Source organism: uncultured Nocardioides sp., assembly GCF_902805925.1.
In the GTDB taxonomy this organism is placed as follows: domain Bacteria; phylum Actinomycetota; class Actinomycetes; order Propionibacteriales; family Nocardioidaceae; genus Nocardioides.
In genome coordinates this window covers 1-12,634 of the sequence record NZ_CADCUP010000013.1, presented here as the reverse complement: position 1 = coordinate 12,634, position 12,634 = coordinate 1, and the positions used below count along the sequence as shown (strand labels likewise).

11 protein-coding genes, 1 pseudogene and 1 riboswitch are annotated in these 12,634 nt (G+C 72.4%); of the genes and pseudogenes, 2 read left to right on the top strand and 10 right to left on the bottom strand.

Annotated elements, in window-relative coordinates; translation table 11 throughout:
* The 6 genes from QZX64_RS00830 to QZX64_RS00805 all read right to left on the bottom strand — a co-directional run.
* Window positions 1–621, bottom strand: a 621-nt coding sequence (locus QZX64_RS00830; protein ID WP_295656173.1) for a thiazole synthase, incomplete at its 3' end; no start/stop codon positions are given.
* A gap of 5 nt (window positions 622–626) precedes the next feature.
* Window positions 627–827 (bottom strand): sulfur carrier protein ThiS, encoded by a 201-nt coding sequence (gene thiS, locus QZX64_RS00825; RefSeq protein WP_295656169.1) that lies wholly within the window; start codon window positions 825–827, stop codon window positions 627–629.
* Between the two features lie 5 nt (window positions 828–832).
* A complete protein-coding gene (gene thiO, locus QZX64_RS00820) occupies window positions 833–1,966 on the bottom strand; it encodes a glycine oxidase ThiO (RefSeq protein WP_295656167.1) in 1,134 nt (377 codons plus the stop codon).
* The gene (gene thiE, locus QZX64_RS00815; RefSeq protein WP_295656165.1) at window positions 1,959–2,588 is read right to left on the bottom strand and encodes a thiamine phosphate synthase; all 630 of its coding nucleotides are present in this window, start codon (window positions 2,586–2,588) and stop codon (window positions 1,959–1,961) included. The genes thiO and thiE overlap by 8 nt, the downstream gene beginning before the upstream one ends.
* Window positions 2,585–3,934: a cytosine permease gene (locus QZX64_RS00810; protein ID WP_295656164.1), complete on the bottom strand. Its 1,350-nt coding sequence runs from the start codon at window positions 3,932–3,934 to the stop codon at window positions 2,585–2,587. Before QZX64_RS00810 ends, thiE begins: the two co-directional genes overlap by 4 nt.
* Window positions 3,922–4,036: riboswitch (TPP riboswitch) on the bottom strand. (Overlaps the previous gene by 13 nt.)
* Before the next feature lie 280 nt (window positions 4,037–4,316).
* Window positions 4,317–4,529, bottom strand: a complete 213-nt coding sequence (locus QZX64_RS00805) for a hypothetical protein (protein ID WP_295656162.1) — start codon at window positions 4,527–4,529, stop codon at window positions 4,317–4,319.
* A gap of 392 nt (window positions 4,530–4,921) precedes the next feature.
* On the opposite strand from QZX64_RS00805, the gene QZX64_RS00800 reads away from it, so the two are divergent.
* Window positions 4,922–5,923 carry a TerC/Alx family metal homeostasis membrane protein gene (locus QZX64_RS00800; protein ID WP_295656160.1) on the top strand — a complete coding sequence of 334 codons (1,002 nt, stop codon included), beginning with the start codon at window positions 4,922–4,924 and terminating at the stop codon, window positions 5,921–5,923.
* Between the two features lie 72 nt (window positions 5,924–5,995).
* Here QZX64_RS00800 and QZX64_RS00795 read toward each other — a convergent pair whose 3' ends face one another.
* Genes QZX64_RS00795 through QZX64_RS00785 form a run of 3 tightly spaced genes read right to left on the bottom strand, consistent with a single transcriptional unit; the run spans window position 5,996 to window position 11,667 of the window.
* A complete protein-coding gene (locus QZX64_RS00795) occupies window positions 5,996–9,391 on the bottom strand; it encodes an error-prone DNA polymerase (RefSeq protein WP_295656158.1) in 3,396 nt (1,131 codons plus the stop codon).
* 45 nt (window positions 9,392–9,436) lie between these two features.
* Window positions 9,437–10,996: a DNA polymerase Y family protein gene (locus QZX64_RS00790; protein ID WP_295656171.1), complete on the bottom strand. Its 1,560-nt coding sequence runs from the start codon at window positions 10,994–10,996 to the stop codon at window positions 9,437–9,439.
* Window positions 10,997–11,001: 5 nt separating this feature from the next.
* Window positions 11,002–11,667, bottom strand: a complete 666-nt coding sequence (locus tag QZX64_RS00785; RefSeq protein WP_295656156.1) for a hypothetical protein — start codon at window positions 11,665–11,667, stop codon at window positions 11,002–11,004.
* Between the two features lie 125 nt (window positions 11,668–11,792).
* Here QZX64_RS00785 and QZX64_RS00780 point away from each other — a divergent pair.
* A pseudogene (locus QZX64_RS00780) lies at window positions 11,793–12,104 on the top strand (ABC transporter permease subunit); the annotation flags it as partial.
* A gap of 112 nt (window positions 12,105–12,216) precedes the next feature.
* Here the strand turns inward: QZX64_RS00780 and QZX64_RS00775 are convergent.
* A partial coding sequence (locus tag QZX64_RS00775; protein ID WP_295656154.1) for a methanogen output domain 1-containing protein occupies window positions 12,217–12,634 on the bottom strand: 418 nt, incomplete at its 5' end.

Below are 12,634 nucleotides of genomic sequence, written 5' to 3'. Positions count from 1 at the left end.
GGCAGCATCCGAGGCGGTGCCGATGCCTGCATCGAGGATCACCGGTACGGACACCAGGTCGCGGATCAGCGCGATGTTGTGCGGGTTGCCGATCCCGAGCCCGCTGCCGATGGGAGATCCCAGCGGCATCACTGCGGCACATCCGGCGTCGGCGAGCCGGCGGGCCAGGATCGGATCGTCGCTGGTGTAGGGCAGCACGGTGAACCCGTCGGCGACCAGCTGCTCGGCGGCATCGAGCAACTCGATCGGGTCCGGCAGCAGCGTCTGCTCGTCGGCGATGACCTCGAGCTTGACCCACGTGGTGTCGAACGCCTCGCGGGCGAGCTGGGCTGTCCGGACCGCCTCACGTGCGGTCATGCATCCTGCGGTGTTGGGCAGCAGCTCGACACCGCAGCGGTCGAGGACCTCGAGCAGGCCACTGCTGTCGGAGGTCTCGACTCGACGCAGGGCGATCGTGACCAGCTGCGTTCCCGAGGCCGCAACGGCGCGTTCGAGCGCCTCCAGGCTGGGCACGCCGCCGGTGCCGAGCAGCAGCCGCGAGGTGAACGTCTTCCCGGCGACCACGAACGGGTCGACTGCCTCCTGCGCCTCGAGCGCTTCTTCCATCTGATCTGTGGTCATCGCCTTCACCCTCCTGCTGTGGCGGCGAGCAGCTCGATGCTGTCGCCGGGTCGGAGTCGTGTCGCTTCCCACTGGCTGCGCGGCACCACCCCTGTGTTGACGGCCACCGCGACCCGGCTCCGCCCCTCGACGCGGTCCCGGATCAGCGCGGCGACCGTGGTGCGGTCGGCGACGTCGGCGGTGACGCCGTTGATGGTTATCTGCATTCTTCTCACCTTCCGAATCGATGGATCGTGAACGGCGCCGCGAGCTCGGGCAGGGCTCCGGTGACCACCATCTCGGCGACCGCGTCAGCAGTCACCGGAGTGAGCAGGACCCCGTTGCGGTAGTGCCCGCACGCCAGCACCAAGCCGGGCATCGTCGAGGCTCCGAGGATCGGAGCATTGTCCGGTGTACCGGGTCGCGGGCGCGCGAGGGTCTCGACCAGCTCCAGCTCGGTGACGCCGGGCACGACCTCGATCGCGTCGCGCAGCAGGTCGTACACCCCGCCGGCGGTGACCGTCTCGTCGAACCCCTTCTCCTCCACCGTGGCGCCGACGATGAGGTGGTCGCCGGCGTAAGGAACGAGATAGACCTGACGGCCACGGACCATGGCGCGCACCGTCCCGGCCAGGAGTCCCGAGGCGCCGCGCAACCGCAGGATCTGCCCCTTGACCGGTCGCACCGGCAACGGCGGCACACCGGGCAGCGTCGCGCTGCGCGCGCCGAGCGCCAGCACCACTGTGTGGGCAGCCACCCTTGCCCCCTGTGCCAGCTGCAGGCCGGCTGCGTGTCCGTGCCGGACCCACAGTGCCGCCGACCTCGACTGCACCATCCGGACTCCGGCCGCCTCCGCCACCGCTCGCAGTGCGGCATGCAACGCCCGAGCGTCCACCGAGTGGTCTCCGGCCATGTGCAACGCCCCACGCAGCCGCGGCGTCAACGCCGGCTCCCGGCGCCGCGCCTCACGCGCAACGACCCGCTCCGCGCTCAGCCCGAGCTCGCGTTGGAACGAGTGCAGCACATCGAGTGCGACCATGTCGTCGGCATCGAACCCGACGACGCACGTGCCGAGCGTGCGCAGGCCGACATCGATGCCGCTCTCACGCTCCAGCTCAGCCACGAACGCCGGGAACCGGGCCAACGACGCCCGGCACAGCTCGAGCAGGTGCTCCTCGCCGTAACCAGCTTCGGCAACCGGTGCCAACATCCCGGCCGCGGCGTACGAGGCGCCGGTTCCCGGGGCCTCATCGACCACAGCCACCGACAGTCCTTGTTGCGCGCAACGCCAGGCGATCCCGAGTCCGACCAGTCCACCACCGGCTATGGCGACATCCACCATGGTGGTGTCGACGTCGCTATTCATCGTCGTCCGTCAGCAACCGCAGGAGCGTCCGCGTTGCCTCGATCGGATCAGCTGCGTCCGAGATCGCGGTCACCACCGCGACCCCGTGCGCGCCGGCCGCCACCAGCTCGGGAACGTGCTGGGCGGTGATCCCACCGATCGCGATGACCGGAACGTGGACCGCACTGGCCACAGCGCCGATGGCTTCGGGTCCCAGCGGGGCCGGCAGACCCGGCTTGGTCACCGTGCGGTACCCCGGCCCGACGCCGAGATAGTCGGCGCCCTCAGCGACCAGAGCAGCCGCCCGCTCGGGATCCCGTGCGGTGCCCCCGATCAGGTGCCTCGGCCCCGCAACCCGACGTACCGCTGCGATCGGCAGGTCCTCGGCACCCAGATGGGTTCCTGCGGCGCCGACGGCGAGTGCCACATCGACGCGGTCGTTGACGATGCACGTCACCCCGAGTGGTGTGCAGAGCTCCACCACCCGACGCGCGAAGTCGTGCAGAACCCGGTCGGTGCAGTCCTTGGCGCGGACCTGCACAACGGGCGCACCGGCGGCGACCGCCGCGGCGACCACCCCGAGTGCGTCCCGCCCGTCGCGCGCATCGCTGAGCACATGCAGGCGACCCAGCACGGTGCTCACCGCAGGCCTTCCTCTCTCCGGCGCACCATGGCCGGCAACCCGATCGCCCCGGTGAGGACCATCGCGACACCGAGGCTGACCAGGGAGGCCGACATGCCGTTGGCGGGGTCGATGCCCAGATCCCCCTGACGGGCGGACCACCACGCGGTCCACCCCGCCCCCGGACCGGCGAAGAAGGTCGGCAGCGTGAGCTGGTACGCACCGAAACCGGCTAGCCAGGGCACCACCAGCAGCGGCCTGGCCGGTGCCGTCTCCGAGACGTCCCACGCTCCGCGAGGCAGCAGGTAGTAGGCCACGATGAGGACCCCGACCAGCGGGACGAAGACCGAACCGATCAGGAACAGGAACGGCTCGTAGGCCACGATGTCGAAGCTCATGGCGAGCAACGTCGCCACCGAGCCCACACCCACCGCGAGGATCCGGCGGTCCCAGCGAGCGACGATGTTCTGACTCGACACGGCAGTCGAGTAGACGTTGGCGAAAGCCTCATCGAGCTCCACGACCACCAGAACCAGAAGCGCGAGCCCTCCCAGCGGCACCGCCAGCAAGGCGTCGATGACGTCCAGCCCCCCGGCGCCGTACGCCACCAGCGCGAGCATCCCCAGGGTGAAGAACACGATGGTCGCGGTGCCATAGCCGATGGCCGCGCCGAGCCCTGCCGACCGGGCGCTACGAACGTGACGCGTGTAGTCAGCCGCCAACGGCGCCCACGAGGCCGGCAGGGCGATGACCACGTCGACCGCGGTCCAGAACGACGTCGCGTTCCCCACCTCAGCCCGGGCCGGCAAGGGTTGGCGGAGCACCTGGATGAACAGGTACGCCACCGCAGCGAGGGCGACCCAGACCGCGTACCGCGCCAGCACCCGCACCACCCCCAACGGGCGGAGCGCCATCAGCGTGGCCAGGATCCCCGCAACGACGACGAACGGCCACCGTGGCGCGCCGACGATGCGGGAGGCCGCTTCGGCGATGACCACGATCTCGAACGTCGCCCACCCCACGCACTGGGCCAGGTTCGCCACCGTCGGCACGTACGACACGCGGCCGCCGAGCAGGCCACGCAGCAGCACCATCGCGGGGACGCCTTCACGTGCCCCCGGCGCGGCCGCCAAGCCCAGGAGAGCGCCGCCGATGACGGCGCCGACCACGATGGCGAGCAGGCTCGCCCACAGTGGACGGTCCGGCAGCACCACGTACACGGCGGCCACCGGCAGCAGCAGGCTGATGCCCAGGTTCCACCAGAACGCCGTGTTCGACGCGAGCCCGAGCGACCGGGGCGGAGGCTCCGCCAGAGTCAACGGAGCGTCCAGCACTCCGCTGGAGTCATGCTTGACAGACTTGTCCATGCGCACTCCCTACGCCGGCATTACCCGGTCAGGTTCAAGCGGTCAGCGGCACGTCCAGCCGCAATCTCAGCCCGGTCCTTCCGAGCTCCCGCACACAACGACGCGAACCATACACGTTGCTCGCAGGCCCGCCCGGGTCGAGCACGTCGCAGCCCTGAAGGGGCGAGGTGCCACGTCGGTGCGCCCGTCGCTCAAGGATCACGAAACGGTCGCCGCCCTCGCTGGGACGATGGTCCGAGCGTGAGCTCGGGAGGCGGCGAGCCGGGCAGGTTGGCCCCGTACCTGCGCCTGGACGGAGGGCGCGCTCGAACCGTTGCGGTGTCGGCCTCGGACCAGGTCGAGGTGTGGTGGCGAGAACCGGGCGCAGCACGGTGTCCACCCCTCAGGTCGTCGACGGTGGGCCGGGTCGCCACCAGATCGACACCAGCTCTCGTCCGGCTGGCAGCACCCTGGCGATCCGGGCGATGTACAGCAACAAGGCGCCGTGGGACATCGGCATCAGGATCGCCGTGGCCGGCCGCTGGAAGGGCGTGACCCGCTTCTGGCCGCTCGTGGCCGAGAGCTGGGCCGTCGTGGTGATCCCGACGATGGGCATCGTCGGCGGGAGCGTCGCGAACTCCGTCGCCGGACTGCACCTGGTGGTCGGCTTCGCCGTGCTCGGAGGCCTCGTCTTCCCGCAAGTCGAGCTGAGCCGACCCCGAGCCCGCCGGACCACGCGTTGGGCGGGCTCGAGCCGTGTCAGCACCGCGGAGACGTCCGAGACGGCAGCGGGCCGCGTACGACCCCCTGCGTACGGCGCCACAGGGCTGGACCGCCCTTGTGGCCCTCTTGTATGGTCACCTCCGAGGGGAGTACCTCACCAAGGCCATCCGGCCATTACGGCGCGACGATTCGTGCCCCGGATGGACGCCACCGGTCCTAGCGGACCGTCGGCGGGGGAGACCTCAGGCCCAGACAACCTCTGTCCCTGAGCTCGAGGAGCACCCCTTGCTGGATTCCATCGCGTCCCCGACCCTGTGGTGGATCACCATCGGAGCCGTCGTCGCCCTCCTGGTGGTCGACTTCGTCGCTACCCGTCGCCCGCACGAGGTCTCCATGCGTGAGGCCGTCGGGTGGTCGGCGTTCTACGTCGCCCTGCCCCTGCTCTTCGGTCTGTACGTGTGGAACAGCCACGGCTCCGACCGCGGCCTGGAGTACTACACCGGCTACCTCGTCGAGAAGACGTTGAGCGTCGACAACCTGTTCGTCTTCATGCTGCTCCTCGCCGCGTTCGCCGTGCCCAAGGCGCTGCAGCAGCGGGTGCTGCTCTACGGCATCGTCGGTGCCCTGGTGCTGCGCGGCATCTTCATCGCCCTCGGCGCGGCTGCGCTGGACCGCTTCGACTGGGTCTTCCTGGTGTTCGGCGGTGTCCTGCTGCTCACCGGGCTCAAGCTGCTGCGCGACGCCCTCGCCGGTCACGACCACGAGGTGGACATCGACAAGCTGCGCGTCGTCCGCCTCGCGCGACGCTTCATGCCGGTCACCGGCGACTACGAGGGCACCCGCCTGGTCGTCCGTCGCGACGGTCGCCGGTGGCTCACCCCGCTCGCGCTCGTCGTCATCGCCGTCTTCGCCACCGACGTGGTGTTCGCCGTCGACTCCGTCCCGGCCGTCTACGGCATCACGGGTGATCCCTACCTCGTCTTCGCCACGAACGCCTTCGCGCTGCTGGGGCTGCGCGCCCTCTACTTCGTGCTCCAGGGCGCGCTGGCCAAGCTGGTCCACCTCTCCTACGGCCTCGCTGCGATCCTCGGCTTCATCGGGGTCAAGCTCGTGCTGCACTGGGCCCACGAGGTGTGGCCCGGTGTCCCGTCGGTGCCGACCCTGGCCTCCCTCGCGGTCATCGTGACCATCCTGGTCGTGACCACCACGACCAGCCTCCTCGTCGTACGACGTCGGTCGAGCGACGTGGAGGAATCCTCGTCGGACTCGGCGGGCGCGGGTGTCTGAAGCCCGGTCGGTCGGCGTGCCTGCGAGATGTGGGCACCGGCCCCCGTCACGCGCCCCCGTCACGCGCCCCCGTCACCGGAAGTCGCGCGACGAGGCACGCGCCTGCAGCACCGCGCCGGCGCCCGGCACGACGACGTCGATGCCCTCCACCCGGTCGGCGACGAGGTTCGTGACGCCCTCGTTGCGCTCGAGGCGCCCTCGGACCACCACGGCGATGCGGTTGCGGGCGGCCTGCCGATGGGCGCGCATCACCCCGATCGAGCACACGACGTTGAGCATGCCCGTCTCGTCCTCGAGGTTGAGGAAGGTGACGCCCATCGCGGTCCCCGGTCGCTGCCGGTGGGTGATGAGCCCACCCACGTGGACGCGGCGGCCGTGCTCGATGGTGTCGAGCTCGGCGACCGAGCGGACGCCGGCGCGACGCAGGTCGTCGCGCAGGTGCTCGACCGGGTGCCGCTCGGGCGAGACGCCGGTGGCCCAGAGGTCGGCCAGGGTGGTCTCCGGCTCGCTCATGCCGGGAAGGGTGGGTGCAGCCGGGGCGGGCGTGGTGCCGGGCAGGTGCTCGGCTCCCTCGGCGAAACCGGCCGCCCAGAGGGCCTGCCGGCGGTCCAGCCCCCACGCGTCGAACGCGCCGGCGGTGGCCAGCGCCTCGAGCTGCCCGGAGGTCAGGTCCGCGCGGCGGGACAGGTCGGTGATGCCGGTGAACGGTGCCTCGTCGCGGGCCGAGACGATCCGGCGCGCGACGTCCGGGCCGATGCCGCGCACCGAGTCGAGCCCGAGCCGGACGGCGAGCGCGCCGTCGCGCCGGTGGTCGGGAACCGGGTCGGGGGTGCCCGGCACCCACTCGGCGCGGGCGAACCGGGCCTGGCGGCATCCCGCGAGACCCGTGGCGGTGACCGGGCCGCGGACCACCGCCTCCAGATCGGCCTGCGCCGCTGACCGGGTGACGTCCGGGCGGCGGATGTCGACGCCGTGACGCCGCGCGTCGCCGACCAGTGACTGGGGGGAGTAGAACCCCATCGGCTGGTTGCGCAGCAGGCCCGCCAGGAACGCCGCCGGATAGTGCAGCTTGAACCAGGAGGAGGCGTAGACCAGCAGCGCGAAGGAGAGGGCGTGCGACTCCGCGAAGCCGAAGTTGGCGAAGGAGAGGATCTTGACGTAGATGGAGTCGGCCAGGTCGCCGGTGATGCCGCGGCGTCGCATTCCGGCGTAGAGCTTCTGCTTGACCGACTCGATGCGCTCGACGCCCCGCTTCGACCCCATGGCACGACGCAGCAGGTCGGCGTCGTCCCGGCTGCAGTCGCCGAGGGTGACCGCCATCGCCATCAGCTGCTCCTGGAACAGCGGGACGCCCTTGGTGCGCTCGAGCACCGGCACCAGCTCGGGGTGGTCGTAGGTGACGGGCTCCTGGCCGGTGGCCCGGCGCACGAAGGGGTGCACGGCCCCGCCCTGGATCGGTCCGGGACGGATCAGGGCGATCTCGATGGCGAGGTCGTAGAACTCACGCGGCCGCAGCCGCGGCAGCGTGCCGATCTGGGCCCGGCTCTCGACCTGGAACACCCCGATCGAGTCGGCGCGGCACAGCATGTCGTAGACAGCGGGCTCCTCCTTGGGCAGCGTCGCGAGGTCCCACCGCTCTCCCAGGTGGTCGGCGACCAGCCGCATCATGTGGTCCAGCGCGCCGAGCATGCCCAGACCGAGCAGGTCGAACTTGACCAGCCCCATCGACTCGCAGGCGTCCTTGTCCCACTGCAGCACCGTGCGCCGCTCCATCCGCGCCCGCTCGATGGGACAGACCTCGCCGATCGGCCGTTCGGTGAGGACCATCCCGCCGGAGTGGATGCCGAGGTGACGGGGGGCGCCCAGCAGCTCCTCGGCCAGCGCCACCACCGGGGCGGGGACGTCGTGGGCGGTCGGGTCGCCCATGTCGCCGGCCACCACGGACTTCCAGCCGTCGATCTGCTTGGACCAGGCGTCCTGCTGCCCCGGGGAGTGGCCGAGCGCCTTGGCGGCGTCGCGCACCGCCATCCGCGGCCGGTAGGCGATGACGTTGGCCACCTGGGCGGCGTTGCGCCGTCCGTAGGTGTCGTAGACCCACTGAATGACCTCCTCGCGCCGGTCGGAGTCGAAGTCGACGTCGATGTCGGGCTCCTCGTCGCGGTGGGCGGAGATGAACCGCTCGAAGGGCAGCCGGTAGAACACGGCGTCCACAGCGGTGATGCCCAGCGCGTAGCAGACCGCCGAGCTGGCCGCGGAGCCGCGGCCCTGACAGAGAATCCCGCGCTTCCGGGCGAAGGCCACGATGTCGTGGACGATGACGAAGTAGCCGGCGAAGTCCTTCTCCGCGACGATCCGCAGCTCGTGCTCGAGGCGTTCGCGTGCCTCCGCCTCGTGGGGCACGCCGGCGTAGCGCTCGGCGAAGCCGCGCTCGGCGAGCACCCGCAACCACGAGTCGGCGGTGTGGCCCTCCGGGATCTGGCGCTTGGGGAGTGCGGGCGACGCCTTGCGGAGGTCGAAGGCGAGCTCGTCGGCGAGCGAGACGCTGCGGGCGACGGCGGTCGGGTGCGCCGCCAGCGCGTCGGCCGTCTCGGCGCCGCTGCGCAGGTGGGCCGAGCCCGACAGGTCGAGCCAGCCGTCGAGCTCGGCCAGGCTCCGGCGGGACCGCACCGCCGCCATCGCCGAGGCCAGCCGGTGCTGCTGCGGGGTGGCGTGGTGGACGTTGCCGGCCGCGACGACGTCGAGACCGTGGACGGCGGCCAGCCGGGCGAGCGAGGCGTTGGTCGTGCCTGCCCCGGGCCGCGGGGACAGCTCGACCAGCACGTGCTCCAGCCCGAACAGCGCCGTCAGCCGGTCGAGGGCGTCGGCCGCCGCGGTCTCGCCCCCTCGCGCCAGCGCCTGCTGGACACCGCCCTTGCGGCAGCCCGTCAGCACCACCCAGTGGCCGCGCCCGCGCTCGCCCAGCTCGTCGAGGTCGTAGACCGGGCGACCCTTCTCGTCGCCGCGCAGGTGGGCGTCGGTCATCGCCGCGGCGAGCCGGTGGTAGCCCTCGACGCCCCGAGCCAGCACCAGCAGGTGGCTGCCCTCGGGGTCGGGCACGCCGTTCTGCGGGCCGGTGAGACCCAGCGACAGCTCGGCGCCGAAGACCGTGGGCAGGTCGTACGCCGCCGCGGCCTCGGCCAGCATCGGCGCGCCGTAGAACCCGTCGTGGTCGGTGACGGCGAGGGCGTGCAGGCCCAGGCGCACCGCCTCCGCGACCAGCTCGGCCGGAGAGCTCGCCCCGTCGAGGAAGCTGAAGTGGCTGTGGCAGTGCAGCTCTGCGTACGGCGTGGCCGAGGTGGGACGCTCGATCGGCCTGGCCTCGGTGGAGGCGCGCTTGCGCCGCGACACCGGCGCGTCGTCGGCCCCGGGCAGGCCGCTCAGGCGGCGCTCGAGCTCGGCCCACCGCATCGTGGGGTTGTTCCAGCTCATCGGCCCGCCCCCCGCGTCGGGTCGGGCTCAGTCGTCGGGTCGGGCTCAGTCATAGCCGGCCTCGAGGGACCAGCCGTCGGGGGCGCACACGAGCAGCCAGGCGCGTCCGTCGGCGCTGACGACCTGGAACCGGGCGGTCAGACCGGTCCCGCCCGACCACCAGTGCTCGTCGGTGGGCCAGGGGCCGGCCCACGCGGTCACCGGCTGCCACGGCAGCACCCCGCCGCCGACCCGGAAGCGGCGGGGCTCGCCGGTGACGAGGCCGCGGTCGGTGAGCGACACCTGCCGGCCCGCGTCGTCGAGCACCTCCGCCGCCGGCGGCGTCGCGAAGACCCGCACCGGCGCGGGCCCCGGCACCCGGCCGGGCCACGGCCGGTCGACCGGGCGCAGGTCGACGGCGCGCTCGCCCCACGGCACCAGCGCCTGCCGGGCGGAGGGGCTGCGACCGCCCTGCAGCACGGGGCGGCGTACGGCGTCGAAGCCGATCATCCCCTGCACCCGGGCCACGCCCCGTTCGACGAGGTCGTCGGACGCTCCGCCCCACAGCGCCTCGCCGTGCGCGGCGGCGGGCTCGACCACCTCCGGCAGGAACCTGACCCGGTCGATCGGGGCACGCACCTCGCCGGCGTCCTTGCGGGCCCGCAGCGACCCACCGACGGTCGAGGACTGCAGCTGCCAGTGCACCCGGTCGACGAGGTCCCGGGCGCCGAAGTGGCGCGGGTGCAGCCACGTGCGCGAGGAGCAGACGACGCCGTCGGACTCGGCCTCGACCCGCACTCCGGTGGCCACGAGCTGGTGGCGCCCCAGCTGGGAGACGAACCGCTCGGCGGTGGTGCGCACGCTGAAGGTGATGGCCTCGACGGAGTCCAGGGGCGGCTCGAAGGACACCTCCGCGTCGAGCTCGGGTGGCGGGGTGCGCGCTGCGAAGAGCGCGGCGTCCTCGCCGCGGGCCCGGCGCCGGACCGCGGCGCCGTAGGTGCCCAAGCGGTGCTCGACGGCCTCACCCGGCAGGTCGGCCAGGTCGGCCAGCGTCCGGAGGCCGAGCCGCTGGAGCAGGCCGACCAGCTCCCGACCGCGCGGCCCGTCGTCCTGCAGCACGTCGACGGGCAGGCCGCGCAGGAACGACGCAGACCCGCCGGCTGGGACCACGGCCCACGACTGCACGTCAGCGGTGCGAGCGGCCTGCTCGGCGGTGAAGAGGTCGTCGGCGATGCCGACCCGCACGTCCCACACCCCACTCTCGACCAGCGCCTGGCACGCCGTCGCGGCGGCGGCGGTCTCGCTGCCGTACCAGCTGCCGGGTGCCCGGACGGCGAGCAGGCCGGGGCGCAGCGCCGCCACCCCGGGACGCAGGTCCTCGACGAGCGCCAGGACCGGCTCGAAGGCACGGGCGTCGCGGTCGGGACTCGCGGGCAGCAGCACCAGGTCGGGACAGCGGGCCTGGGCGTCGCGGCGGCGCTGCCCGCGCCGTACGCCCTCGGACCGGGCGGGGCCGTTGCACACCTCGACGACATTGGCGGAGAGAACGGCGGCGGGGGAGCGCGGCGACCTCTCGGCCTCGTCGAGGGCGGCGACCACCGACCAGTCGGGGCACCACACCACCATGACCCTCACCCGGACGCCCGGCGGATCTCGTGCACCTGCCGGTCGACGCGGTGCACTCCCGGCCAGGTCAGGTCCGCGCGCTGGGGCGGCCGCGCTCCCCGGCGCACGACGACACGGGCGCGCCGCTCGAGCAGCTGCCCGGTGCCACACGTCGGACCGCTCCAGCTGGACTCCTCGACGCTCATGCTGGCCTCGACCCGCGGCCAGTGGCCGTGGACGACCAGGACGGAGGAGCGCGTGCGCAGTCGCGAGTCGAGGATCCCCGCCGTCCGCTCGTCGACCGAGGCAGGTGGCCGCAGGACCACCACCCGGAGCACGTCGACCAGCGCCGCCGTCACCTCCAGCCAGTGCTCGCCAGGATCAGGCACCAGCACCGTGCGCGACAGCTCGATCCCCAGCTCTGCCGCGGCTTCCACCCCGAAGTCGGCGCATCCTGCGAACCCGACCCACTCCCCGGCCTGCGAGGCCCCTGCGGCCAGCGCGAGCGCGAGCGAGGCGGAGTCGACGGCGTAGGTCGCCCCGGCGTGCAGGGGCACCAGGTCGGCGACCCCGGGCAACGTCGGTACCGGCTGCGTGGCAGCCTTGCGCTCCATGGCGGCCATCCGCTCCCGCAGCTGCTCGACGACCGGACGCCCCGGGTCGAGCGCGGCGACGGAGCGGCTGGACGACATGCACCCATGATCGAACAAGTGTTCGAACGAGTCAAGCGAACGTCGGTGGGCTGGGCGGTCTGCTCCGGGGCGTCCTGCTCTACACGACCCGGACGGGCGGCATCGCGCCGAACCGGGTCGTCACCGTGGCGGTCAACGTGGTCGTCAACTTCTTCCGGCCGATCCCCTTCGTCATCTACATCGCGGCGGCGCAACCGCTGGCGCGGCTCGTCGTGGGGATCGGCATCGGCAACCGGGCGATCATCTTCGCGCTCTCGCCGGCCGCGGCGTTCGGGATCAGTCGCATCGTCGAGCAGAACCTGGTCTCGGTCGACCCCGGCGTGCTCGAGGCGTCGCGTGCCATGGGGGCAGGACGACTGCGCACGATCACCGCTGTGCTGCTGCCCGAGGCGCTCGGCCCGTTGGTCCTGGGCTACACGTTCGCCCTGGTCACCATCGTCGACATGTCCGCCGTCGCTGGCGTGATCGGTGGCGGCGGTCTCGGCGCGTTCGCCCTCACCTACGGCTACCGGCAGTGCGAGCCGGTGGTGACCTGCTCGAGACCGTCGGTCACTGGAGCGGGGTCGCGTAGTGATGGGCGGCAGGGGAGGCGTCGTCCTTGGGCATGTCGAGGTCGACGACAACGCGGCAGCCCGGGTCGCCCACCGCGATCCGCTCCTCCAGGAGCACCGACGCACCGTGCTCGCTGTTGCGGGCGGCGATCCCGCCGAAGACGCTGGACGTCATCCGACACAGGGACGGCGCCCGTCGTACGGCCTCTCCGAACGGACAACGGTCGTTGACCAGGACGATGCGCTCGGGTGTGGCTTCCAAGACGCGGAAGCCGCCGTCGATGGCGTGCTTGAGGCGGACGTAGCAGCGGCCGATCTCCTCGGGCGTCATCCGGTCGACGACACCCTTGGCGTGGCGGAACTCCTCCTCCATCCGACCGCCGACGTCGGTGCCGACCTGGGCGATGGCGGCGTCG